Raw genomic sequence first — 24,408 nt, 5'->3', positions numbered from 1 at the left:
CCAATTGCGCCACTACAAAGCATTCATGCAGTTGCCACTACAAAACTTCCGCAAAAATGTGCATAAGTCGTTGATTCACATGGAAGCGGCTTCACCAAAAATGCGAAATCGGCATTTTGGTGTCGAACTCGGGGGGCACATGCCGCGCCTCCAAAGCCGCGCAACAGTTTCTGCCAGCGACCTCCGCTCTTGGGCGTGAAGCCCTTGCGCCCGCCACCTCGGCATCACAGGGTTCCCCCTAGGGTGTGGGATACGCTGACACCAGGATACACAAGACACACGAAGTCACTTGTATCCACCCGAACCCGCCCCCTACAGTCAGATACCGAACGATCTTCAAAGATCAATCGGTATCAACAAAGAGGGAGGACCCTGATGAAATCGGCATTCGTGACAGGCTCCACGGGACTGCTGGGCAACAACCTGGTGCGCGAGCTGCTGCGACAAGGCGTGCGCGTCAAAGGCCTGGCTCGCTCCAAAGACAAGGCCAGGCAACAGTTCGCTGATCTTCCAGTGGACATCGTCGAAGGAGACATGACCGACGTCGGGGGCTTTGCGGAGGCCCTCAAGGGCTGCGACGCCCTGTTCCACACAGCGGCGCATTTCCGGGACTGCTACAAGGGTGGTCAACACACCGAGAAGCTGCAAGCCACCAACGTGGAAGGCACCGCAGCTTTGCTCGACGCCGCACGCAAAAGCGGCATCCACGAGGTGGTTCACACCTCGTCGATCGCGGTGTTGGACGGCCCACCTGGTCAGCCCATCGACGAGACCATGGCGCGCGATCTGGCTCATGCCGATGACTACTACCGCAGCAAGATCCTGTCCGATCAAGCCGTGATGGCGTTCTGCCGGCGACACCCGGACACCCGCGTCGTGATGGTGCTTCCAGGCTGGATGTTCGGCCCCGGGGACATGGGCCCGACCAGCGCAGGCCAGTTGGTGCTGGACTTCGCTGCGCGCAAGCTGCCGGGTCGCATCCCAGGCACGTTCTCGGTCGTGGATGCGCGAGACGTCGCACAGATCCAGGTCAGCGCCCTGCGCAAAGGCCAAAGCGGCCATCGTTACCTGGCGGCAGGCAGGAACATGACCATGGACCAGCTCTTTCCCCTGCTGGCACAAGTCACGGGGGTGCCTGCGCCCACCCGCGCCATCCCCATCAGCCTGCTCAAGGTCATTGCCTGGGTCAACGAGACCCAATCCCGCCTGACCGGCGCACCCGCCCTGGTCAGTCGCGCGGCCGTCAGGCTGCTGGAGCGCGAGGCCGGGCGCACCCAGTTCAACCAGGAAAAGACCTTCTCGGTGCTGCAAGGCACCTTCCGCCCGCCCTTGGACACGCTCACGGACACCGTCAACTGGTACCGGCAGCAGGGCTGGCTCACATCAGGGGCCTCGCCCCGAATGGCCCTCAGCGGCTGACCCGCCTCCCACCTGCCCCGCCCCCCCGAAAACACCACCGTCATGCACGGTGGCGGGGACCACTTTTGCCCGCCATCCCCACGCAACAGGAGCCCAACATGCCAGCTCAACATCAGACAGACGGATTCATTCACCGGTTCATCGGCTTCGCCGAGAGCCACCCGCAGGCCACGGCCATCGACGCGCTGGACGAAGGTCGCTCGTGCACCTACGCCGAGTTGCACGAGATGGCAACCCGGCGCTGCGGAACCTTGCATGCCCTGAGCCAATCCTGCGGCACGCGCGTTCTGCTGTGCATGCCTTCGGGGATCGAGCTGGTCGCCAACTACCTGGCGATTGTCGGCGCAGGCCTGGTGCCCGTGCTGATCAACGACAAGCTCACCGCAGCGGAGTTGCGGGAACTGGCGCTGGCCAGCACGCCGTCGATGGTGGTCACCACGACGGCCCTGGCGGTGCGCCATCAGGGCACCTGGTCCATGTTGAACGAACTCTCTGCGCTCATCACGGTGGACGAAGGCCCTTGTGTGCCGCTGCCGCCCAACGTCAGGCACATTGCGCTGCCCACGCAACCCCTTGAGGCCCGGCCATTGCGCTTGCCACAGGCCGACGACGTGGTGACCATCCAGTTCACCTACAAGGGCCTGGGCGAGCCGCTGGGTGTGGCGCACCGCTACGGCGCGCTGAGCCTGTCGGCAGCAGGCTTGCTGAAGTCGATGCGCCCGATGGGCGTGGGAACGGTTCACCTGGTCGGCCTGCCGCTGTACGCGGTCTACGGCCTGGTGGTGCTGATGGTGATGCCGTTGAGCATCGGCTCCACGATGCTGATCACCTCGACGCTGTCCAGGCGAGACATCGCCGAGGTGCTGTCACAACACCAAGTTGCCTTTGCCTGCCTCGTGCCTGAGCTGGTTCGCATGCTCAACCACCAGCTCTCGGAAAGGGCGGCCCGGGGAGACGCAACACCACCTCTGCACCCAGACCTGATGCTGTACTCGGGCGGCAGCCGCCTGGCGCCCGACGCGGCACGAGAACTGTCGCAACGCTTGCCCGCCCACCAGGTGCTTCAGGGCTACGGCATGACCGAGTGCCTGCCTGTGATCGTGCAGAGCTATGTCGGCCCCTGCAAGCCAGACACCCTGGGTCGGGCCATCCCTGGCGTGCAACTGCGCGTGGTCGATGGCGAAGGGCAGGACGTGCCCGACGGCACGCTGGGAGAGCTCTGGATCGGCGGCCCAACCGTCTGCTCGGGCTACTTGAACAACGCCGAAGCAGACAGGCAGTTCTTCTGCGAAGGGTGGCTCAAGTCTGGCGACCTGGTTGTGCGAGACGAGGCTGGCCACGTGCACTTCATTGGCATGCGTTTGCGCATCACCAAAGTGCGCAGCCAGATGGTCGACCTCGCAGAGGTCGAACAAGCCGCACGCGAATGGCCCAACGTGCGCGCTGCACGGGCGCACGCGGAACGCGACGCACTGGGTCAGACCAGCCTGTCGCTGAGCGTGGTGTGCGATGCCATCGACCAGGAAGCGCTCCTCAAGCACCTCGGAGAGCGCCTGTCGGCGCACAAGCTGCCACGCAACATCGTCGTGGTCACCGAGGCCCTGGCCACCGCAGCATGAGCAAGCCAATGCCCCCATCTGCCATGAACGACCGCCCGGGCCTGGCCGTGTTCGATTTCGACGGGACGCTCTCCGATCGGCACACCTTCTGGCGTTACCTGAGGTTCATCGCCACGCCGCCGGTGTTCTGGACCAAGGTGCTGTGCTTCCTTTTGCCCGAGATCCTGGGCGTGTTGCTGGGGCGGCGCAAGCTCATGGATGCGCGCGCGGGGTTCATCGGCTTGTTCCTGTCAGGCATGTCGAACGACGTTGAAGCAGGCCATGCGCAGCGCTTCATACAAGGCCCGCTTCGCAACTGGATCCGGCCTCAGGCCCTGCGACGCCTGGCCTGGCATCAAGCCCAAGGCCACCTCACGGTGCTGGTGAGCAACGCGCCCGAGAACTACCTGGTGGACTGGGGCAAGTCCGTCGGCTTCGACCACGTTTGCGGCACCCGCTTGCGCACGGAGAAAGGCCACCTCACAGGCGAAGTGGACGGCGACAACTGCGTCAACGCCGAAAAGGTGCGCCGACTCACCCAGACCGTCGGTCGACTCGACCAGTGGTTCATCTATGCCTACGGCGACAGCGACGGCGACACCGAGCTGCTGGCTGCTGCCGACCGCCCCTTTTATCGCAACTGGTACTGACCCATGCAAGCGCATCGTTCACCCCAACCCAACGGCGTTGTGCTCATCGCCGGAGCCGGCCCGATCGGCATGACGCTGGCATTGCAGCTGCAACGCTTTGGCATCCCCTACCGGATCATCGAACGCAACGCCGGGCCATCGACCGAGACCAAGGCGCTGGCCCTGCACTCGCGCACGCTGGACATCTTCTGCGACCTCGGCATCGCGAAGGACGCGGTCGAGACGGGTCACGCGATCAAGTACTTCCGTGTGCAGTCACGCGGCAAAACCATCTTGCGCTACGACTTCACACTGCTCGATGCGGCGCACCCGCTGTTGCTGAGCCTGCCCCAACCCCAGACCGAGCGCTTGCTGATGAATCGATTGAGCGAGCTGGGCGGGCGCATCGAATGGCAGACAGAGCTGCTGGACATGCGCGACGAGGGCACGCACGTCATGGCGACACTGAAGAAGCCCTCGGGAGAGCGCGAGTCGATCAGGGTGTCATGGCTGATCGGCTCCGATGGCGCGCGCAGCACGGTCCGCAAGCAACTTGGCCTGAGCTTCGATGGCGAGCACTACATGCGGCACTTCATGCTGGCCGACATGGACATCCGCTGGAACGGCTGGCACGACGAAGGGGTGTTTTTCCTGGGGGAGCGCGAAGGCTACGTCGCCGTGGCGCCACTGGACGACCAGGGTCGCTACCGGCTGTTCGTCGAGATCCCACGCGAGCTGCCGCCTGAAGGCCAGCGCATGCCCTTGACCGTGGAGAGCTTTCAACAGCTGTGCGACGGCCGAGGTCAGCTGATGAAACTGTCTAACCCGTCGTCGGAAACCATGGCGGCATTCCAGCATCGGCGCACGAACACCCAGCGGGTCGGCCGCGTGTTCCTGGTGGGGGACGCCACCCACATCGGCAGCCCGATCGGCGGACAGTGGATGAACCTGGGCATCTCCGAGGCCTACAACCTGGCCTGGAAAATCGCCCACGTTCACGCGGGCAGCCTGCCCGAGCGGGTGCTCGACACCTATGACAGCGAGCGGCACCCGATTGCGCTCGAGGCCGAGAAGACCGCTCACACGCTCACCCGGCTGTTGACCCTGAGGTCGCGGTGGCTGGTCGGCCTGCGTGACACCTTGCTGCCGCTGATCAGCTCCTTGCCATCGGTGCAGGCCCGCCTGCCATGGATGATTTCAGGGCACCGCTATCACATCCGCAAAGCAGGCAGCGTCCAGCACATGCTGAGCCGACGCGACCGGCGCCCCAGCACCCGACGCCCCCGAGTGAAGTCGGCGTTCCCGCCGCCCAGAGCAGGTGAGCTGCTACCGGATGTGCCGCTTTGGACACCGCAGGGCGAGCGCCCCCGGCGGCTGCTGGAGCTGGTGCGCAGCGAGTTCATGGTGCTGCTGTTCACAGGCGCCGACGATCAAGGCGAGCAGACGGTGCAACAGGCCCAGCTGGCGCAAGACCTGCGAAACACCTACCCCGCCTTGAACACCTGGCTGGTCCTTGACGCGCTCGTTCCGCTGAACGGCCCTGTGGCCTCCATCCCCGACCCGACCTGGCAACTGCACGACCGGCTGGCGATGCCCGCAGGCGGCATCGTCCTGGTCAGGCCAGACGGCTACATCGCCTTCATGGGCAAGCGCCCGCAAGACCTGATGCATTTCGTCGAAATGAACCTGGGTTTGATGCCTGGCCACGTGGGCGTGAGTCCCCAAGACCTGCCATCCCAGGTCCTGGCGGCGGAGGTCGCATGACGCCGCCTCGTCACACCTTCTGCTGGCACCTGGATGCCGCCACCAGCCATCAGGGGCTGATTGATCAATTGTCCAACCCGCTGCCGGGCTCAGCCCCCTGCACGCGCCAGCCCGTTCCCGAAGCGCGGCATCGGCTGGCGGTGGTCGGCGCTGACACCGAAGCCTTGAACGCATCGCGAGCGCTGGCCCACCAGCAATTGCTCGCACGCGGTCGGATCGACGCCCACGAGGACATCTTTCACACCGATGCCCCGCTCGGCACGGCTGGTGTGGCACTGATGTTCCCAGGGCAAGGCTCTCAGCACGTCGGGATGCTGGCCGAGTGGTTGCCCGTGCCCGAGTTTTCAGCGAGCCTGCTCGAGCTCGATGAGGTCGCCCGTCAGGTTCACGGCCGCTCGCTGAAAACCTGGTTCTTCGACGCTCCAGATCGACCGGAGCACGCCATGGCAGGCACCCACGCCGTGCAGACCGGCCTGGGCTACGCGTGTTCGGCGCTGGCGCGCACGCTCACGCGCCTGGGGGTGCAGGCCGACTGGGCCGTTGGCCACAGCTATGGTGAGCTGGTCGCGCTGTGGCACGCAGGCGCCTACGACGATGCCACGCTGGCAAGGCTCACGCACGAGCGCGGTCAGGCCATGGCGCAAGCGGCCACCCAACTGCCAGGCGCGCTGGCCGCCGTCGGAGCGGATGGCGCCGCTGTGGCGGAATGCCTGAAAACCTGGCCTGAGCTGGAGATCGCCAACCTCAACGCCCCCGCACAAACCGTGGTGGGAGGCCCCAGTCAGGTGCTCAAGGACTTTGCACAGGCGTGCCAGCACAGAGGCTGGCGATGTGCGCTCATCCAAGGCGCCTCTGCAGCCTTTCACACCTCGCGGATGCAACCGGCGCTGACGGCTTGGCACGAGCACCTGCGGGGGTGCGCCCGTCGCCACGAGTTCCACGCCACGTCCCGGGCTCGGGTGATCGCCAACCTCACCGCCAGCCCCTACCCGATCGAAGAGGAAGGGGCCGCTGACCTCATCGCCAACAGCCTGCACCGCCAGGTCACCAGCCAGGTCCGGTGGGTCGAAACCTGCCAGGCCTTGTACACCGCCGGCGTGCGCCTGTTCATCGAGGTGGGCCCGGGGCAGGTTCTGAGCAAACTCGTCAAGCAGAACCTGGGCGACGCACCGCACCGCGTCATCACCTGCTCGCCCAAGGGCGACACCCCGATCTGGCAAAGGCTGGCACGCATCCAGGCAGAGCTCGCCCTCCACGGTGCGCTGTCGATGCCACACATCCAAGCCACGCAGCACCCCGCCCCGCCGCAAGACAACCCGCCCAAAGGTCTGGTCATGAAACGAGACACCCCGCTGATCGAAGCCTTCCTGCAAGAGAACACCCGGATCGTGGAACGCTACTTCGCGCTCATGGATCGCGTGCTGGACACCACTGCGCAACAGCCGGTGGCCGACTCGGTGCTCCAGCAGATGCTCAGCGACAGCACCCGGCTTGCACACGCCCACCTGCAGGTCCACGAGAGCCTGTTGGCCGGCTCGGCCATGGGCGCTGGTGCACCCGCCATGCCCTCGCCTCAATCGGCATCACCAGCGCTGTCACACCCGATCGCACACAGCCCTTCAGCGGTGGCGACCGCAGACCAGGACCTGCTCACCTGGCTGCAGCAGGAGGTGTCTCAACTGACTGGCTACGCCGCATCCAGCATCGACCCTCAAGCGCGCTTTGACGACCTGGGCGTGGACTCGCTGGCCTTCATGGACATCTACACCCGACTCAACCAGCGCACGGCGGTGTCGGAAGCCGCAGCCGAGCAGGTGCTGGGCGCCCGCTGCATCGCGGATGTCATCAAGGCGCTGAGCACCTCGCTGCCCGCACAGCCCACGCAGTCTGAACATGCCACGCCCGACATCTGCGAGTGGCTCAAAGGCCGCGTCGCCGAGGCAACCGGGTTCGCCAGCGCAGACATCGATGAATGCGCAGCCCTCGAAGACCTGGGCATCGACTCGCTGGCCCGCACCGACTTGTTCGAAGCCCTGGGACAAGCCTGGCCCCAAGCCCGCCAACATGCCAGCGCCCTGTTCGAGGCGCGCAGCATCCAGGACATCGTGCGGCTGCTCAGCCCGGTATCCACCGTCGCCAAGGCCAGTGTCAGCGCACCGGCTCACGTGACGCCAGCGCCCCCACAGGCGCAAGATCGCGAATGGCCGCCGCTGCTGCAAGACCTCAAGGCACAACTGCTGTCCAACCTCGGCCCCAACGCCAGGCAGGCGGGGGTGGCGCTGGACGAGTCGACCCCGTTCCAGGCCCTGTCGCTCAACAGCTTCGAACGCGCTCGGCTTTGGGGGCAAACCGCGCTGTGGCAGGCCCCGTTCAAGCTCGCAGGAGAAGCGCTGATCTCGGTGTCTTCGGTCAAGGAGGGGCTGGAGTTGCTGGCCCACCTCCCCTTGGCAGATGCCCCGAAAAAGCGAGAAGCTGCATCCAGGCCGGGAGACCGCCTTCAGCGCTACCGGCACATCGACGTGCCACGCCAGGTTCCCGACAGCCCTCGCATCGAACGCCTCTGGTTGGTCGGCGCAGACACCCCCGCAACGAACCGCCTGATCGCTTCACTGCGCGAAGCAGGCACCGTCGTGCAGCACCTTGTGTTCAGCGAGCACGGCTGGCAACGGCCCGGGGCAGACGCGATCGCTTTGGGCGATGTGGATGGCCTCACCAAGGCCATCGAGCCCTTGCTGACAGGGCTGGGTCCTTGCACCGCAGCCTTCGTGACACAAGCCAAAGGCAGCGACAACAACCGCCTGGGCGCCGATGCCTTGGATGCTCCGGCCCTCGCGCTGTTCACGCTGGCCAAGGCCCTGGGCAAGGCCTCCGGCCCGACCATCACCCGACTCGGCGTGCTGCTGGCCGGCCACCCGCTTTGCGATGCGGGGGCAAGAGGGGTGGCGCGCGCCCTCAGCCATGAGTGGCGCAATGCCGGCATCACCGTGAGCTCGGTGAGCCTTGACGATGCATCCGATCTGAACGCCGCGCTGGCCCTCGCTTGCGCGCACCCTGGCAAACACGACCTTCGGCTTCAAGGGGGCAAGGCCACAGAGCGCATCGCCGACCCACACCCCGAGATCGAACCCCCGGCGAACGCCAAACTCGACCTCGATCAAAACAGCGTGGTGCTGCTGTTCGGCGGAGGCGTCGGGATCGCTGCCGAGGTGGGCATCGACCTGGCTCACAGGTATGGCTCGCGCATCGTCGCGATCGGCCGCACTCCATGGGACGAAGCCGCCTCACGCGCCGAACCCAGTGACGACGGTCGCGCACAGCAGGCCCCAGGCACCCCTGTGCAGCTCGACGCAGACCCGCGTCAGCGAGCCCTGGCCCGCACGGCGCAGCGCGTGCGCGAAGCTGGCGGCCAGTTCCACTACCTGTCGGCAGACCTGACACAGCCCGATGCCGTCGAGGCGGTCATCGAGCAGGCATCGAGCCAGCTGGGGCGCATCGACATGGTGATTCACGCCGCTGGCGTGGTTGAAGACCGAGGGCTGGGCGCCAAGCCGGTCGACAGCTTCCTGCGTGTGTTCCGAACCAAGGCCCACAGCGCCCTGCACCTGCGCTCGGCACTGGCCCGGCAGGCGCCCAAGTACATCGTTTTCTTCAGCTCGCTGGTCTCGCACACCGGCAATGCCGGGCAGACGGACTACTGCGCCGGCAACGAGGTGCTCAACGCCATGGCAGGAGAGCTGGCCAGCGCATGCCCAGACAGCCGGGTGGTCTCGCTCCTGTGGTCGGTGTGGCACGAGACGGGCCTGGCCAACCGCGCCGTGCAGCAACGCATGGCGCAACTGGGCATGTCAGGCATCGGCAACGCAGACGGCACGCGCCGCTTTCACGCCGAACTCTCTCGCCCGACCGTGCCCGACTGGCTGCTCATCAGCTGTCCTCGCATGCTCGAAGTGATGCAGGGCAACGCCTCGGCCACCTGACCCCAGGAGAACACCATGTCGATCGATCTGGACCTGCTCTGCATCTCCGCGATGTCCGGCCAATTCGCCGGCCACGGCCTGCTCGAACACCTCTGGGCTGCCATCGTGCAGGCAATCCCCGCACCGCTGACCTCACTGCCCTCGCGTTGGGGCATCCCGGCCGACCGCTTCGTGAGCGCCACCCCGGGCACACGCAACCGCAGCTACCTGGACCGGGCGTTCTGCCTTGATCTGCCCAGTTCAGGGCACGGTGACTTCGCCTGGCGCCAGCAGCGCGACCTCACCGTGCGGGTGTGCGAATCGCTGTGGCAGGGCGCGGCCTTGCAGGGGGCATCGCCAGCTCCCCGGCAAGGCACGGCGCTGGTCATGGGCACATCCTGGTCGGACGACAGCCACTGCCGCGCAGACAGCCACCTGGCGATGCACCGCGGCTTCACCGCAGACTGGCTGGATCCGGGTGATCAGTTGGCGGACATCGCCGAGTCCCTGGCGATCGACGGCCCGAGGCTGAGCGTCGACACGGCCTGCAGCTCCTTCCCTTATGCACTGGCCACGGCACAAGCGCTGATCCACACCGGTCAGGCTCGCCGCGCCATCGTGGCTGGCGTCAACGTGTTCCTGCCGCCGCAACTCTTCCTGGGCTTTTCGCAACTCAAGGCCTTGTCGGCTGACGCCTGCCTGAAGGCCTTCGCACAAGATGCGAACGGCATCGTGCCGGGCGAAGGCGTGGCCGCGTTCATGGTCGAGCCCCTGGGCGAAGCCTTGCACGCGGGGCGCAGGCCTCTGGGCCTGGTGCGCAGCCTGGGCATTTCCTCCGATGGCGCAGAAGGCTCCGTCTTCGCACCAGGCCACCAGGCTCAGGTCTGCGCCTACCAACGCGCCTACCGCGACGTTGACCCCGCCAGCATCCAGTACGTGGAGGCGCACGGCACGGGCACACCCGTTGGCGATCACACGGAGATCGCCTCACTCAACAGTTTCTTCCAGCCCCACGTGCGCTCTGGACGCAAGATCCCGCTGGGCTCGATCAAACCGCTGGTGGGGCACACGCTCGCTGCGGCGGGCTCGGCCTCGCTCGCCAAGGCTTTGCTGATGCTCAAGCACCGCGTGGTGCCCCCGCACATCGACGTGCGCCCCCACGACGACCTTGCCAACAGCTGCTTCGAATTGCCCCGCCAGGCCGCCCCCTTGGAGGCGCAAGGCTCTCCCCTGCGGGTCGCCATCTCCAGCTTCGGCTTCGGTGGAGCCAACGCCCATGCCGTCATCGAGGAAGCCCCACCGGCCTTGGGCCGCACCGTCATCGCCATGCAGGCAGCAGGCACGCCCAGCCGCCCCAACCCGGTCAGGCTGCTGAACCTGGACGTCGTCGGACAGGATGCGAGCCTGGGCATCGGCCAGCACGCCGTGAACTGGCAACCAGCGCTCACGCAGGCGCATGAGTCCACGCCACGCCCCTTCCCGGCATCCAGGGCCAATGCCGCCGATGTCAAGGGCCTGAAGGGGCACTTCCTGCAAGGCGAGTGCACGCTCGACGTGTCGGGCTGGCGCATGGGACCGCGCCCGCTCTCCCATGTGGACGCTTTCAAACTGCTGGTCACGCACCGCACGCGCCGGCTGGTGGACCGACTGCCCGGATGGCGTGGCTCGGCCGACACCGCCATGGTCGTGTGCGCCAACCTGGGAGGCGAGCGCTTCCACAAGGGCTACCGCGACTGCGCAGCCCACTTCGAAGATGGCCAGCCCGCCGCACCAGACCTCGTGGTCGACGACGTGGCCACGATGCTGCCCACGATGCTGTCGGGCTACCCCGCACAGATCCTGGACCTGCGGGCCTTTCACCAGACCTTGTCCGGCCCGTCAGACAGCTTCTGGCACTCGCTGCTGGCCGCCCGCGACTGGCTGAGCGAGCGCTGCGAGCACCTGCTCCTGGGGGCCGGTCATTACATCAATTGCCCGGTCGAAGCCCAACGCGCCGGATCACAACCCTGGACATGGGGCGAGGGCTACGGCGTGCTGGCCCTGCAGCACGCCCCAGCAGACTCGAATCCACCCCCGCAGGCCATCGCGCGGCTGCACGCGGTCGTGCAAGCTGGTGACGATGTGCGGGACGCCCGCAGGGCTCGGGCCCTGCTGGGTTGCGCCGCCGACACCGGCCACACCGACTTCGTCGAGTTGTGCCCGGAGAAACAATCCGACCTGGGAGCCGCGCAGCAACGCGCAGGCTTCATGGGCGAAGCCTGCGGGATGGAGACCCTCCTGGCGGCCCTGAACTCGGGGCAAGACCATGCCTGGATCGAGTGGCGAAAGCGGGGCACGCCCGTGGCCTGGTTGTTCATCGATCGCATCCAGGTCCGCCCGCCCGTCGGCGAGCCCGCCGCACAACTGCCCTTGCGCGTGCGCTTCAGCGAGCCTGATGTCACCCACGTGCCAGAAACCGGTACAGCGACGCCCCCAGCGCAACCGGAACCCGCCATGCACCCAGCGGGCATGTCGAGCCAAGCCACCCCTCCATGGCCCCAGGCCCTGGCCGACAGCCTCCTGCATGCGCTGCGTCTGCGCACCCGCATCGTGGAGCGGCTCCAGCACACGCCGCCGGCTGCCCCCTGCCCGCATCCCGGTGCAGCGCTGATGGTCAACCGGCGCGACCCACGCAATGTGTTGCTCAAACAGATCGATCGCCAGCAGGGGTCCTGGCTCGCCACGGCCATCGTCGACGAGGGCCACCCCTACTACTTCGATCACCCGCTCGACCACGTGCCGGGCATCCTCCTGCTGGAGGCGGCCCTCCAACTCACCGAACTTGCCCTGGTCGACCTGGGCCAGGCATCGCAGCAGCCAAGCAGCCTGGGCGTTCGGTTCCGGCGCTACACCGAAAAACAGGCCCCGATTCGCCTGACGTGTCAGGCAGACGGCACCCAGCGCTTCGTCGTTCGCATCGAACAAGCGGGCCAGTGTGTCTGCGAGGTCGAAGTGGGCACCACCGAAGCCCCGCCCCGCGCCCCGGCCCCGGTCCCTCCAGCCACCACCGCCTTGCCCGAAGCGAAGTGGCTGCACAAAGCCCGCACCGAAAACCGACTGGTCCATGACCTGGAGATGCGCGAGGGCGCGCTGGGGGTGGTGACCGCCGAACTGCCCGAAGGGCACGCCTTGTCCGACGGCCCTCCAGGCAGCCTGTCGATGCTGTACTTCCTGGAGGTCGCGCGCCAGTGTTTCATGCTGGTGGCCCACGGCAAGTTGGCCGTGCCGCTGGGCACGCCCATGAACCTCGTGGACCTGCGCTTTTCTCTGAGTGCACCGATCGGGCGCCATGGCCGACTGTGGCTGAGCCCCAACTTCTCCCCGGTCGCGTGGACGGGCACGACGCGCACCAGCAAGGTCACCATGCAGCTGTGCGACAACCAGGGCGCGTTCGGCCAAGCCACCATCGTCTCGCAGGCCATCGCACCCGAGGTTTACGCGGCACAGCGCCAGGCGGAGCCCGCATGAACGCAGCCGGGGCCGCCCCCATGCACCTGGTCTGGTTTCACCATGCCGGAGGGCATGGCCAGAGCTACCGGGCGATGGCAGCGAGCCTGCCCGCGAGCTGGCGCGTCAGCCTGATCGAGTACCCAGGCAGGGGCGCGTTGGCCCACCTGCCGGCACTCGACAACCTGTGCGAACTGGCCGCGAGCGTGTTGCCTCAGGTAGAGCCGCTGGCGCAAGGGCCGCTCGCCTTCTTCGGTCACAGCATGGGTGCCATGGTGGCCCACGAGGTTGCGCGCCAGATGCTTGCTCGGCGATGCCCTGCCCCCTTGTGGCTGGGCGCATCCGGGCACCGAGCGCCGCAACACCCCAGGCCAGCAGGCGAGCGCCTGCACCAACTTCCCGACGCGCTCCTGGTCGAACGCCTGCAGCGCGTGGGAGCCCTGCCAGCCCAAGCGATCACGGCCAACTACCTCAACCTCATGCGCACGGACTTGCGTGCGTGCGAGACGCACCACGGCGCAGGTTCAGGGGCCATCGAAGCCTTGCCTTGCGCCTTGTCCACCTTTGCAGGCGACGCCGACCCCTTGGCCAGCCCACACGACATGCTCCCCTGGTCTCGGCAGGTCAGCGGCACCGTGCGCCACCACGTCCTGCCCGGTGGGCACTTCTTCCTGGCTGGCGTTCGACGCCGCCAGGTGATCGACCTGATCGTGCAGGACATCGAGCACGCGCGGCTCATCCATTCAGACACCCACTCCCCGCTCACTCACCATGCCACACGTACAAGTTCAAGCCACCACGCGCGCTTCAGCCACCGACATCTGGAAGATGTGGATCGACGTTGAGGGCTCGCCCGCCTGGGACACCGATGTCGAGTGGAGCCGCCTGGACGGTGCGTTCCGCCCCGGCGCCATCGGCGCTTTCAAGCTCAAAGGCGGCCCCGAGTTGCGCTTCGAACTCGAGCGCGTGGAGCTGCTTCGCTCCTACAGCAACACCGTTCGGCTGCCCGGTCTTCGGGTTCGCTTCACGCACGAGGTCGAGTCGATCGACAGCAGGCTGAACGTCGTGCGGCATGGCGCCGTGCTCAGTGGACCGCTCTCGTGGGTCCTGGCCCCCTTACTGGTGCGCAAGCTGCGCGCCGCTTTGCAGCTCGCCTTGCGAAACATGCTGACCCAAGCCGAACTCAAGGCCCATGTCGCAGCCGCTGCCTGACCTGCCCATTCACCTCAACCTCAAAACGGAACCACCATGTCTCGGAAGTTTCAAACCCTCGCCGCCCTGTCCCTGCTTTCGCTGGCCTGCACCCAACACGCCAACGCCCACTGGCTGGACGGGCACAACTACGCCGCCATCGAACTGGGATCGAACCGGGCCTCGCAGCAAAACCTCTATCAACAGGGCTTCAACTTCGTCAACATCGGGTTTGACAACGACTTCAAGTTCGCCAGTGCGCGCGCCATCTCGGTGGGCCGCGCGCTGGACATCGGTCCACGCATCGAGCTGAGCTACAGCCAGCGCAGCAACGACATCCAGAGCTTCGGCAACCGGCTCTATGACGGCGGCGGCGTGCTGGCCGGCGATGGCAAGGAGCAGCTCAAGAGCTGGGTGGTCAACCTCTGGTACGACTTCGACCTCAAACCCCTTGGCCTGCCCTTCAAGCCATACATCGGCGCCGGCCTGGGGCGAGGCAGCCTGGACGTCAAGGGTCTCGCTGCAGGTGGCGTGAGCTTTGGCGACGCTTCCGCCGACGTCGATGTGCGCCAGTGGGGTTTTGGCGTGAGCTGGGACGTCAGCGAGGCCATGACGCTCGATCTGGGCCACCGCCGCGTGCGCACCTCCACGGGCGGCTTCGGCAACATCCCCAACATCCCCCCAGGCAACGTCGAGGCCCGTTACCGCGCCTTCACGACGCAGCTCGGGCTGCGCCTGAAGTTCTGAGCGCCTTCCCACAAACCAACACACACGAGGAACACCACACCATGGGAAAGACCGCGTTCGTCACGGGAGGCGCAGGCTTCCTGGGCCGGCACCTTGTTCAGGAGCTGCTCAGCACCGGCTGGCACGTCACCGCCCTGGTCCGATCCGAGGTGCCCGCCTGGATGCATTCGCCGCACCTGAGCATCCGCAATGGTTCACTGGACGATGAGCGGCAGCTGCTCGCGGCCATGCCGGACAGGCCCGATGCGGTGTTCCACGTGGCCGGCGCGATCTCGATGTGGCACGGTGACATGGACGTCCTGATGCGAGACAACGTCACGGCCACCCGCAACCTGATCCTGACCGCGCTCAAACGCAGGGCCTCTCGCGTCGTGCTCACCTCGACCCTGGGCGTTTTTCAGGACGAAGGCGAGCCCATCTCGGAGCACAACAGCCTGCGATCGATGAGCAGCGAACGCAACCCTTACCTGCTGACCAAGTTGATGGCCGATGAGGAGCTGCAGAACGCCCACCGCGCAGGCATGTCCACCGTGAGCATGCACCCCTCGCACCTGCTGGGGCCACATGACCAGGCCGGCTGGATCAAGATGTTCGATGACGCCGTTGCCGGCAAACTCAAGGCCGCCCCCAAAGGGCGCGCCAACTTCTGCGCGGTCGAGGCGGTGGCGCGGGCCCATGTGGCGGCCGCGCTGCGCCCGGACGCCGCCCCTCGCTACGTGCTGGGTGGGCCCACCGTGTCTTACCTGGACATGTTCAACGCGATCGCCAGCCGCACGGGCGTCAAACCCGTGACCTCGACCGTTCCAGCGCCGGTGCTGAAAACCGTGGCCAGGCTGTCGGACTGGTGGTCTCGCGTCGATGGCAAGCGGCCCGAGCTGACACCAGGTCTGGCCGAGATCCTGTGCGGTGACATGCTGGCGAACGACCAGCTCGCCACCCGGGACCTGGGTTACCGCAGCGAATCACTCGCCAGCCTGCTGGACCGCGTTCACCACCACTGGAGCGAGCGCCTGGGCTCGCCAGCACGTCAAGCCCCCGCGGGCCTGAGCGCCCGGATGTGATCCGCCAGGGCCTGCAGGGTTTCGCTGCCGCTCACACCCAGGTCGGACAAGTCGCCACGCGCCAGCATCTCGCTCAAGGACTCGATCTGCAGCAGCGTGTGGGCCAGCGACTCGGGCGCGAGGTGGGCACACCAGGGGCCCAGGCGTGACATCAACGCGGCGCGCCCCTGCCCGCGCACGGCCCTGACCGCCGCGTCCTGCAGGGTCACCGAGCGCAGGTGCTGGCGGAACGTCAGGAAAGGCCGCATGTTCTCCACGCAGGCCTCGGCCAGCTGCAGCGGTGTCAGCTCATGCGGGCCCAGCAGGGACATGAACAGCGCGAACTCGGCCTCCTCCCACACGTGCAGCACCTCGGCGAACACCGCCGCCTTGTCCGAGAACCATCGGTAGAAAGTTTGCGGCGCAAAGCCCGCTCGCCGCGCGATGCGATTGGTGTCGGTGCCAGCGAAGCCGTGCTCGATGAACTCCCCCATCGCGGCCTCGATCAACCGCGTGCGGGTGGCCCCGACGACCTTGCCTGGATCGGCCCGGCCAGGCGCTTTGTCGCCACGGGTCATGGGAGTTCGCCTGGCTGGTCGGACACCGCCCACGGCTGCAGCCAGGACACGATCGCAGCGATGAGCTGCTCAGCACAGGGCTCGTGAAGCAGGTCGTGGGCCATGTCGGCAAAGGCCATCTCGTGCACCAGGTGGGCAGGCGCTTCGCGCACAAAGCGCCGGGCGGCCGAAGGCGCCACCAGCCGATCGGCACCCGCGTGGCAGATCAAAGCCGGGGTGCGCCAGTTCGGCAACTGCTCGAACACGCGCTGTGCCGAAGACAGCATGTGCTGCACCACGCGTGGGGTCATCGTGGTGTGGATGAGCGGGTCTCGCTTTTTGGCGGCCACCACCTCGGGCACGGACGAGCCCCAGCCCAGCATGTAAGACAGCGACACCGGCAGGTCCGGCACCATGCGGGACAGCACGGCGAGTGTGGCGCTTTGTGGTGGCGACAAGGCCGGGGCCAGCGCAGGGGCGATGAGCACCACCGCCTCCAACGGACGCACCCAAGGCTCCAGCTCGGCCTGACCTGACTGCGCCGCCGCGAACCTGGCCGCCAACAAACCGCCCAGGCTCGTGCCGATCATCACGCGAGGCAGGCGCCCATAGGCCAGGCTCAGCACATCGTGCAATTGCGCCTGATCGCGCAGCAAGTCGTCGCCATCGCGGACGACACCGCGCTCCCCCCCCGAGCGACCGTTGTGCCGGTGGTCGATGCCCGCCACGGCCCAGCCTGCGCGATTGAGCGCCTGCGCCAGGGGCTCGATGCGCCCTTGGTGCTCGCCAAAGCCATGCAGGGTCTGCACCACACCCCGCGGCCGCGTCACCGGCCAGTGACTCAGGTGCAAACGGGTGCCGTCAGGAGCAAGCAGGTGGTCCGGCAGGGTCGGCGAATCGGGCGGGAAAGATGGCATCGGCGCGAGTGTAGGTCACAGCTCAAGGCGCCCCGGCGATGGCTTTGACCGCGCGCGGCCACCCCGTGAAAGCCCCCAGGCGAACGCAGGAACACTTGGATACGATCGATGTGATATTTCTATCACACAAGATGCGACAATCACAGGAGAAACACATGAACAAACCCACAGGGAGGACCCCGATCCTCACCGCCGTGCTCTCGGTGGCGCTGTGCGCGCTGGCTCACAAACCGGTCAGCGCAGCGCCGCCAGACTGCCCTGGCGCGGGCCCGGCGCGCCAGCTCACCAGCGGCCGCGGCCCGCTCGAGTCCCTGGCTTTCGATCGCCAGGGGCGCTTGCTGTTCACCAGCATCACCAAAGGTGCCTTGTTCCGCCTGGAGGCCCCACAAGGCCAGGTCACCACCGTGACCACGGCCCTGAAGTCGCCAGGCGGCATCGCCGTGACCGGCGAACACGAGGCACACGTGGGCACGGGCAACAGCCTCAATGGGCTGCTGCCCTGGCTGGGCTCGGCCGGCATCTCCAAGGTGGACCTGGCCACCGGCGCCACCACGCCTGTGGTCAAGGGCCTGGCCATGGCCAATGGCCTGGTGCGCGCCGACGACGGCACCTTCTACGCCTCGGACGACCTGGCCAGGAGCCTCGATCGAGTCCTGCCCAACGGCACCGTGCAGCGCGGCTGGCTGGCGCTCAACAGCAACGGCCTGGCACTCAGCCAGGACCAGCGCACGCTCTACGTCAACCAGATGATCCCGCCCAAGGTCATGGCGGTGGACCGCGAATCGGGTCAGGTTCGGCTGGTGGCGCCAGCCCCCGAGGGGCGCGGCTGGACCTGGCTGGACGGCCTGGGCATCGACCGCCAGGGCCTGCTGTACGTGGCCTCGTACTGGAGCGGCGAGGTCTGGCGGCTGACGCCAGAGGGCAATTGGTGCACCCTGGCGCGAGGCTTGATGCTGCCCAGCGCGGTGACGCCGGGCTCCGACGGCGCCGGGTTTTCAACCACCAGCGTTTACGTGACGACGCACGGTGGCGGGTTGTTCGAGGTGCCTGGGGCAGTGCCATGAGGGCCGCGCTCAGCAACGACCTGCGGCCTTGAGCAGGGCATTGCAAGCGGGCGAGGCTTCCTTCTGCGTGGCCTTGCCGGGCTTGGCGCCACTTTTCTGGGTGCAGATGGCATCTGACGTGGTGGGCGCCATGCCAAAAGAGGTGATCTTGGCCAGCGGGGGCGCTTCGTAGATGTAGCACTGGTAGAGCGCGCCATCCTGGGTGGTGACGGTGTAGTTCATGCGACCACCTCCACCGCTTTCCATCGCCTGGTTCGAGATGGTGAAGGCCCCTGCATCCCGTCCGATGGCCATGCCCGTGCGTTGCTCGAGCTTGTCTTGTGGCACCTGTGTGGCGGCGCACCCGGCCAGCAAGGCCATGGCGCCAAGGAGCAAGCCGCGGGAAAGGCGGATGGGTGTCAAGCCTGTGATCGTCATCATGTCTGGTTTCCTGGTTGAGAGAAGAACGGCCGCCTGTCGCAGGCCGACGGCCCACCACCTCACAGGCTGACTCAGAATGGTTTGGGCTGGATCAGCCCGGTGGCAGCGGCTTTGACCACGGCGTGCTGCCGGTTGGCCACGTCGAGCTTGTGCACCGCGTTTTGCAAGTGGAAGTTCACGGTTCGCTCGGACATGCCCAGCAGCTGAGCAATTTCCGAGGAGGTCTTGCCATCGGCGGCCCAGCGCAGGCATTCCAGCTCCCTGGGGCTGAGGTCCGGTGTCGGCTGCTGCAGCAAGCCGCTGACGCGCCGCACCGCCTCGTGCAGGTGCCCCGCCAGCATGGCCACCCAGGGCAAGGCGGACACGGCCACCCGACGTGCCTCTTCCGGCGATGCATCGGAAGCCAGACTGAACACACCCAGCTCACCCTGCGGACTGTGCACCGGCGCCGTGACGCCATCAACCAGCCCGTGCGCCGCCGCATCGGCCATCATGTGGCGAGAAGGCCCTGACAGGGACTGCGTCAGGTCGCTCCAGCAAATGGGCACCACCTGGTTCGAGCAATACGCCATGACCGGATCGTGGTCGTGGTACGCGCAAGCGAAGTAGCGCTGCACCCACTCGGGCGGGTAGCCGTCAAGGATGATCAAGCGCGCATTGGCAAAGTTCGTGGGCACACGCAGGGCGTACACGAAGTGCCGAAAGCCCAGGTCGAGGCTGAGCTGACGGCAGACATCGGTCAGGGCGCCGATGCTGGGCGCCGTGGCAAACGCCTGTTGCGCCAACAGCAGGCGATCAAACAACTCGGCGGATGACTTGTCGGACACCGCGACGCCCCCCCAACGCGCACAAGCCCAGGGCCGCCATCCAGAGCGCATCGGGCTCGGGCACCGGCGCCGACTGCTGTAAGAAGGCGTAGCCGCTGGCCGACGTCACCTGCCCCACGCTGGGCTGCAAGGCGAGGTTGAACGAGTGCATGGCATCGACCTGCGCGCTGCACCCACGCGTGTCGGCGCAAGCCGAATGCACCGATGTCAACCACTCGAATTGAAGGTCGGTGTCACCGGGCACCCACACGTCAAAGGCGTGCGAGCCCTGCCAACGCGCATCGGGCAAAGACCCCGCAGGCGGCTCATCGAAGTAGATGGATCGCTCGGTGGTGCCCAGGTCTCCATGCACATCGACCTCGGTGAGTGCGGTGCTGTACCACTGGGTGCGGCCATCCCAGAAGGTCCACATGCGCCCCGTCAGGATGCGTTGTTCGGTGACCGTGGGCGACTCTTCGCCCGAAGAGCCAGGTGCACCATGCTGAGGGTTGGGGACCTCCCAGCTGACGCGGACCTTGAAGTCCGTGGTCGACTCTTTGCGGATCAGGTAGGACGCGACGTCGGCCGAGGCCACGGGACTCAGGTCGTGGGTGGCGTCGTATCCCACTTGCAGCCGCAAGCGCGACTGCTGCCCACCGGCCCCGGCAACGCGCAAAGTGTCGGACAAGCTGGCCGACGCGAACGACTCACCGCGCAAACGCTCGCCAGAAGGGATGACCGATTGCACTTGCGTCAGCAGCTTCATGCCGCCTTGCTGCACATCGATGTCGGCAATCGCCTGCCCCTGGATGCGACCGGCGTCGCTCGTTCCCTCGGGTGCGGCCACGGCGTGGTCGATCGACGCATCGAGGCGTTGACGCCCTTGCACATCGGTCAAAGTGCGCGCATCGCGAAGGATGTCCTGTCCTCCAGCGGACACGACCGCGGTGTTCGCCGTCAACTGGCTCGCGGCATGCGCCCCATGCGCCCCCCACCAACCCAGAACACAAATGAGCAAGGCCTGGACGAGGTTGGCTCGCCAGCGTGAAGAGTGGGTCATGCATGCCTCCTGTTGCACGTCGATCAATGCGGGGCCAACGACTCACTCGGGTCGTGGCCCCAACCTGGGCACGATTGGGCGCCTCTGGCGGCGCCTGTTCAACTGTCAGATCTGACATACCCCCCTAGGATCAGCACCCCCAGAAGAGCGCCCTGTCGCAGCCAGGCACCAAAACACCGAACACACATGCAACGGCCAGCGTTGCAGGCTCGCTCGCCCGGCCATGGACACAGTTCCACAGAACAAATGGCATCGAATTGAGCGAGCCACTCACCCTTGATCCAGGCTTGCCCGCATCGGCTGATCCGGGACACTCGGCCCGAGGCACGTGTGGACGTGCTGGACCGAACAGGAGGAGCGCGATGACCGTGTCGTTGTCGTCGGCAGCCTTGGCCCAGGCCAACGCCGCCCCAACCACCGCCACCGCCCAAGCAGCCGCCCAGGAGAACCCGACCACTGCGGCGCTCAACAAGATCTCGCCCGCGCTGGGCAAGGCGCACGAGCGGGTGCGCAACCAGCTGCAAAGCGACTCGACGTCGCTGTCGAAACTGGGCAAGTACAAGGCCACGGTGTCCGAACTGCAGGGTGCCGCTCAAGCCATGAGCCAGCTCGGCGCCACCACCAGCGTGGCCGACGCCGCTCAGACCGTCGAACGCTTCGTGGCCGCCTACAACCAGGCCATCCAGGCTTCCCGGCCCGATGAGTCAAGCTCGGCGAGCGGCACGCTGGCCGCCTCAAGGCGCACCCTCACGAACACCGACACCAGCCGATCTCAATTGGCCAAGCTGGGCCTCACACGGCAACCCGACGGCACGCTCAAGCTGGACACCGCGGAGCTGAAAAAAGCCCTGTCAGCGGCGTCCGGCAACGGAGCGCCCTCGGATGCCACGACCAGCGCTGGCACGGGCCTGTCCACGCTGTCGCAACTGGGCAAGGCCATCGGCAAGCGCGCCGACAGCGAGCTGTCGGACTCCAGCCGCCTGGCCTTCGCCACCAACCTGTTCTCGGGCAAGGCCACGCTGCTGAAAAAGCAGCAAACCAGCTTGCTCGAAGCCGCGACCCAAATGGCCTCTCAGGCCAACACCGGTGGCGGCATGGGGGTCAACACAGGCAACTGGTCGTCGCGGCAAGCGCTGCGTCAGTACACGGCTTGATGCGCGAGCCTGGGCCAGAGCCCACACGCAGGTCTCGACACCTCCGCTCAGACCACTGTGAAAGTCTCGCTCAGTGGGAGAAAAATCGGGCTGGTTGGGTTGATTTGTCTCGGAGTGGGAGAAAACAGTCTCGCACTGGAAGAAAAAGTGCCCGCGCATCAGTCGATCGCGCACAGTTCGGCGGGAGGGAATGTTCACTCGCTCAAACACGCAGTTTTACGCCGTGCCGTGCCGTGCGGGGCGATGGCCCCAATCTGTCGGGCAGCCGCCACCCTTTCAATTTTGCTGTTGCTCTTTGCATAGTTGATGAGCGTTGGCAAGGTGAGCGCACATGATCTGAAGGAGCCTCCTGTGCGCGTCGTCAACATCGGCGGTGGCGTTTCGCGGGAAGAACGCATCCTCGATGATCCGTGCCCAGAGATCTCCATGGATCCGCACTGCGTGTCCCTACTGGATCTCGGGATGAAACTCAGCTGGGCGTTCGCAACCCTGGTGCCAAGCACCCCTCCTCTCCTTGGCAGCTCGCTGCCTGTCGAGCACCAGGATCCTCGCCTGGAAGGCCTGCTACAACACAGCTACCTGCTCTGCGCCGCTGGCAACCTGATCTCGCGATCACGGAGGGCTGCTGCCTCGATCCCGTGGACATCTCTCGACCAAGCAGAGAAGACGCGCAATCAATCTCCTATGCATCCAACCTCATGAGACGAACTTGCGCCTCATGAAGTGGTTGAACATCCATCATGGAAATCGTTCTCCTGTTCATCCTCATCCTGATCATCGGACTGGTAGCCGCGCGACGGGCTCGTCTTCAAAAGTACATCGACGAGAGAAACAGCGCAGCCCTCGCCGCCATGAAACTCGGGGAAGACCCAACCCGCTTTCTATCCACCATCCAGATCGGCATCACTTCCATTGGCGTTCTCAACGGTATCGCTGGCGCGGCTGCGTTGGCCGGCCTCCACTGGATATGAAGTACGTTCGGTCGCAGAATGGACTTTGCCAGGCTGCAAAAAAGGCAGTCGACGATTTCACAAGCTGTTGTCAGGTTTGAGGGTGAGAAGCAAACACCTTCGCGCGTCCTCCAAGGTCCACGAGTAACACGTCGTAAGGATCCTTGCGTGCGCCGACCTCCATGCCGGGCGAGCCTGCCGGCATGCCCGGCACCGCCAGGCCGATCGCGGCGGGCTTGGCCTGCAGCAGGCGCTTGACGTCTTCGGCAGGCACATGCCCCTCCAGGGCATAACCGCCGACGAAAGCCGTGTGGCAGCTGGCCAAGCTGTCAGGCATCCGGGCGCGTTTGCGTGCCACCGAGGTGTCATCCACCAAGGTGACCTTGACCTGGAAGCCGGCCGCCTTCATGTGCTCGACCCACGCCCCACAGCAAGAACAGTGAGGGCTCTTGAACACCTCGACGAGCGGGAGCGTCCTCGCCGCACGGGCGGGCGTGGCCGGGAGGACCGAGAGGGCCACCCAGCCCAAGGCCATCGACATCACATGTCGCCGATTCATGGCACCACCACCTTTCCAACCATGCCCGCCTCGAAGTGCCCGGGGATCAGGCAGGCGAACTGAAACGCCCCGGGGTGCGTGAACTGCCAGACGATCTCGCCCTTGGCCCCAGGCCGCACATGCGTCATGTTCGCATCGGCGTGGGCCATGCCAGGGTGCTTGCGCATCATCTCGGCGTGGGCCTTGAGCTCTTCGGCCGTGCCCACGACCATTTCGTGCAACTGCGCGCCCGAATTCGTGACCACGAAGCGGACGGTCTCGCCTCGGCGGACGTTGACCAGATCGGGCACAAAACGCATCGTGTCACGCATGTCGATCTGGATCGTTCGGGAGACCTTCTTCGGGTCCCCCTCGCGACCCGATGCGTTCTGGTCCCGCTTCGCGGCGTTGTAGGTGTGCGGCTTCGTTGCGTGGCCTTCGTCGCCATGGGCGTGAAGGCCTGCAGAGCCGAGGGCCGCCATGGCGGCCAGCGTGATGTGGTGCAACGTTTTCATGGGCGTTCCTTGGGTCCTGGCCAGTCGACTGGCCACGTGTCCGTCTCAGGGGGAGATGTCTTCGTTCAAGGAGCGCTGCTCAGCTTCTCGAGCGCCTGGCGGCCCCTGCGCCAGACGTATCGCAAGCCAGCGATTCGAGGATGGGGCATTCAGGCCGTTCGTCGCCTTTGCAGCGCCGGATGAGGTGCTCCAGCGCGGCTTTCATGGCCAGCAGGTCTCGCGCCTTGTTGTCGAGCTCCTGGATGTGCTGCGTGGCCAGGGCCTTGACCTCGCGGCTGGGCCGCCCGCGGTCTTGCCACAAGCTGACCAGCTGGCCGATGACCTGCAGCGAAAAACCCAGGTCCCTGGCATGGCGGATGAACCGCAACGTCTGGACCTCGGTGTCACCGTACTGGCGGTATCCGGCATCGGAACGCCTGGCGGCAGGCAGCAGGCCCATCTCTTCGTAGTTGCGGATCATCTTGACAGACATGCCCGAGACGGCGGCGGCTTGACCAATGTTCATCGCGGTTGATTTCATGCTCTGCACCAAGCGTAAACCCTCCTGCAGGGGGAAGGTCAATGGATGGCGGTTTCATGACCCACGTCAAAAGAAGT

Annotated in this window: 22 protein-coding genes and 1 pseudogene; 15 read left to right on the top strand and 8 right to left on the bottom strand. The window is 66.1% G+C overall.

All coding sequences use genetic code 11. The features are described 5' to 3' along the window. The 11 genes from ABG80_RS23550 to ABG80_RS13935 form a co-directional block, all read left to right on the top strand. A partial coding sequence (locus ABG80_RS23550) for a hypothetical protein (protein WP_235513863.1) occupies positions 1-199 on the top strand: 199 nt, incomplete at its 5' end. A gap of 176 nt (positions 200-375) precedes the next feature. Beyond that, a complete protein-coding gene (locus ABG80_RS13980; protein ID WP_058088261.1) occupies positions 376-1,419 on the top strand; it encodes an SDR family oxidoreductase in 1,044 nt (347 codons plus the stop codon). 98 nt (positions 1,420-1,517) lie between these two features. Further along, complete coding sequence (locus ABG80_RS13975; RefSeq protein WP_152987634.1) at positions 1,518-3,038, top strand: class I adenylate-forming enzyme family protein; 1,521 nt, start codon at positions 1,518-1,520, stop codon at positions 3,036-3,038. A 23-nt stretch (positions 3,039-3,061) separates the two neighbouring features. Then, a complete protein-coding gene (locus ABG80_RS13970; protein ID WP_200964319.1) occupies positions 3,062-3,667 on the top strand; it encodes an HAD family hydrolase in 606 nt (201 codons plus the stop codon). Between the two features lie 3 nt (positions 3,668-3,670). Further along, positions 3,671-5,410, top strand: coding sequence for an FAD-dependent monooxygenase (locus tag ABG80_RS13965; protein WP_058088258.1), 1,740 nt, complete (start codon positions 3,671-3,673; stop codon positions 5,408-5,410). Next, positions 5,407-9,387: an SDR family NAD(P)-dependent oxidoreductase gene (locus ABG80_RS13960; RefSeq protein ID WP_058088257.1), complete on the top strand. Its 3,981-nt coding sequence runs from the start codon at positions 5,407-5,409 to the stop codon at positions 9,385-9,387. The genes ABG80_RS13965 and ABG80_RS13960 overlap by 4 nt, the downstream gene beginning before the upstream one ends. A 15-nt stretch (positions 9,388-9,402) precedes the next feature. Next, positions 9,403-12,873, top strand: a complete 3,471-nt coding sequence (locus tag ABG80_RS13955; RefSeq protein ID WP_058088256.1) for a beta-ketoacyl synthase N-terminal-like domain-containing protein — start codon at positions 9,403-9,405, stop codon at positions 12,871-12,873. Next, entirely contained in the window at positions 12,870-13,697 is an 828-nt protein-coding gene (locus ABG80_RS13950; protein WP_083506109.1) for a thioesterase II family protein, read from the top strand. Before ABG80_RS13955 ends, ABG80_RS13950 begins: the two co-directional genes overlap by 4 nt. Beyond that, positions 13,681-14,064 (top strand): SRPBCC family protein, encoded by a 384-nt coding sequence (locus ABG80_RS13945; protein WP_058088254.1) that lies wholly within the window; start codon positions 13,681-13,683, stop codon positions 14,062-14,064. Before ABG80_RS13950 ends, ABG80_RS13945 begins: the two co-directional genes overlap by 17 nt. A gap of 36 nt (positions 14,065-14,100) precedes the next feature. Next, positions 14,101-14,790 (top strand): outer membrane protein, encoded by a 690-nt coding sequence (locus ABG80_RS13940; protein ID WP_058088253.1) that lies wholly within the window; start codon positions 14,101-14,103, stop codon positions 14,788-14,790. 41 nt (positions 14,791-14,831) lie between these two features. After that, positions 14,832-15,851: an NAD-dependent epimerase/dehydratase family protein gene (locus ABG80_RS13935; protein ID WP_058088252.1), complete on the top strand. Its 1,020-nt coding sequence runs from the start codon at positions 14,832-14,834 to the stop codon at positions 15,849-15,851. On the opposite strand, the gene ABG80_RS13930 is transcribed toward ABG80_RS13935, so the two are convergent. Together ABG80_RS13930 and ABG80_RS13925 are read right to left on the bottom strand one after the other, a co-directional pair. Next, complete coding sequence (locus tag ABG80_RS13930; RefSeq protein ID WP_058088251.1) at positions 15,818-16,408, bottom strand: TetR/AcrR family transcriptional regulator; 591 nt, start codon at positions 16,406-16,408, stop codon at positions 15,818-15,820. The two genes, ABG80_RS13935 and ABG80_RS13930, sit on opposite strands and share 34 nt — an antisense overlap. Then, positions 16,405-17,304, bottom strand: coding sequence for an alpha/beta hydrolase (locus ABG80_RS13925; RefSeq protein WP_058088250.1), 900 nt, complete (start codon positions 17,302-17,304; stop codon positions 16,405-16,407). Before ABG80_RS13925 ends, ABG80_RS13930 begins: the two co-directional genes overlap by 4 nt. Positions 17,305-17,459: 155 nt before the next feature. Between ABG80_RS13925 and ABG80_RS13920 the strand changes: the two genes are divergently transcribed. Then, on the top strand, positions 17,460-18,368 hold the full coding sequence (locus ABG80_RS13920; protein ID WP_058088249.1) for an SMP-30/gluconolactonase/LRE family protein: 909 nt from the start codon (positions 17,460-17,462) through the stop codon (positions 18,366-18,368). A gap of 9 nt (positions 18,369-18,377) precedes the next feature. Here the strand turns inward: ABG80_RS13920 and ABG80_RS13915 are convergent, their stop codons facing one another. The 3 genes from ABG80_RS13915 to ABG80_RS13905 all read right to left on the bottom strand — a co-directional run bounded on the left by ABG80_RS13915 (position 18,378) and on the right by ABG80_RS13905 (position 20,654). Beyond that, the gene (locus ABG80_RS13915) at positions 18,378-18,788 is read right to left on the bottom strand and encodes a hypothetical protein (RefSeq protein ID WP_235513862.1); all 411 of its coding nucleotides are present in this window, start codon (positions 18,786-18,788) and stop codon (positions 18,378-18,380) included. 71 nt (positions 18,789-18,859) lie between these two features. Continuing rightward, positions 18,860-19,615, bottom strand: coding sequence for a LuxR family transcriptional regulator (locus ABG80_RS13910; protein ID WP_058088248.1), 756 nt, complete (start codon positions 19,613-19,615; stop codon positions 18,860-18,862). Beyond that, complete coding sequence (locus ABG80_RS13905) at positions 19,584-20,654, bottom strand: PEP-CTERM sorting domain-containing protein (protein ID WP_152987633.1); 1,071 nt, start codon at positions 20,652-20,654, stop codon at positions 19,584-19,586. The genes ABG80_RS13910 and ABG80_RS13905 overlap by 32 nt, the downstream gene beginning before the upstream one ends. A gap of 362 nt (positions 20,655-21,016) precedes the next feature. Here ABG80_RS13905 and ABG80_RS13900 point away from each other — a divergent pair, with 362 nt between their 5' ends. The 3 genes and pseudogenes from ABG80_RS13900 to ABG80_RS13895 form a co-directional block, all read left to right on the top strand. Next, the gene (locus ABG80_RS13900) at positions 21,017-21,808 is read left to right on the top strand and encodes a hypothetical protein (protein WP_058088246.1); all 792 of its coding nucleotides are present in this window, start codon (positions 21,017-21,019) and stop codon (positions 21,806-21,808) included. Between the two features lie 306 nt (positions 21,809-22,114). Beyond that, the gene (locus tag ABG80_RS22015) at positions 22,115-22,510 is read left to right on the top strand and encodes a hypothetical protein (protein ID WP_160322543.1); all 396 of its coding nucleotides are present in this window, start codon (positions 22,115-22,117) and stop codon (positions 22,508-22,510) included. Between the two features lie 38 nt (positions 22,511-22,548). Then, positions 22,549-22,761 (top strand): annotated as a pseudogene (locus tag ABG80_RS13895) (CNNM domain-containing protein); the annotation flags it as partial. Positions 22,762-22,849: 88 nt separating this feature from the next. Here the strand turns inward: ABG80_RS13895 and ABG80_RS13890 are convergent. From ABG80_RS13890 to cueR, 3 genes are all read right to left on the bottom strand, one after another. Next, positions 22,850-23,317, bottom strand: coding sequence for a DUF411 domain-containing protein (locus ABG80_RS13890; protein WP_058088244.1), 468 nt, complete (start codon positions 23,315-23,317; stop codon positions 22,850-22,852). After that, positions 23,314-23,811, bottom strand: coding sequence for a cupredoxin domain-containing protein (locus ABG80_RS13885; protein ID WP_058088243.1), 498 nt, complete (start codon positions 23,809-23,811; stop codon positions 23,314-23,316). The genes ABG80_RS13890 and ABG80_RS13885 overlap by 4 nt, the downstream gene beginning before the upstream one ends. A 79-nt stretch (positions 23,812-23,890) precedes the next feature. After that, on the bottom strand, positions 23,891-24,331 hold the full coding sequence (gene cueR, locus ABG80_RS13880; RefSeq protein ID WP_235513861.1) for a Cu(I)-responsive transcriptional regulator: 441 nt from the start codon (positions 24,329-24,331) through the stop codon (positions 23,891-23,893). Between the last annotated feature and the right edge of the window lie 77 nt (positions 24,332-24,408).

It is taken from the genome of Aquabacterium parvum, from assembly GCF_001447195.1.
Classification (GTDB): domain Bacteria; phylum Pseudomonadota; class Gammaproteobacteria; order Burkholderiales; family Burkholderiaceae_C; genus Aquabacterium; species Aquabacterium parvum.
The sequence above is the reverse complement of the archived record's forward strand: the minus strand, read 5'-3'. Positions and strand labels throughout refer to the sequence as shown.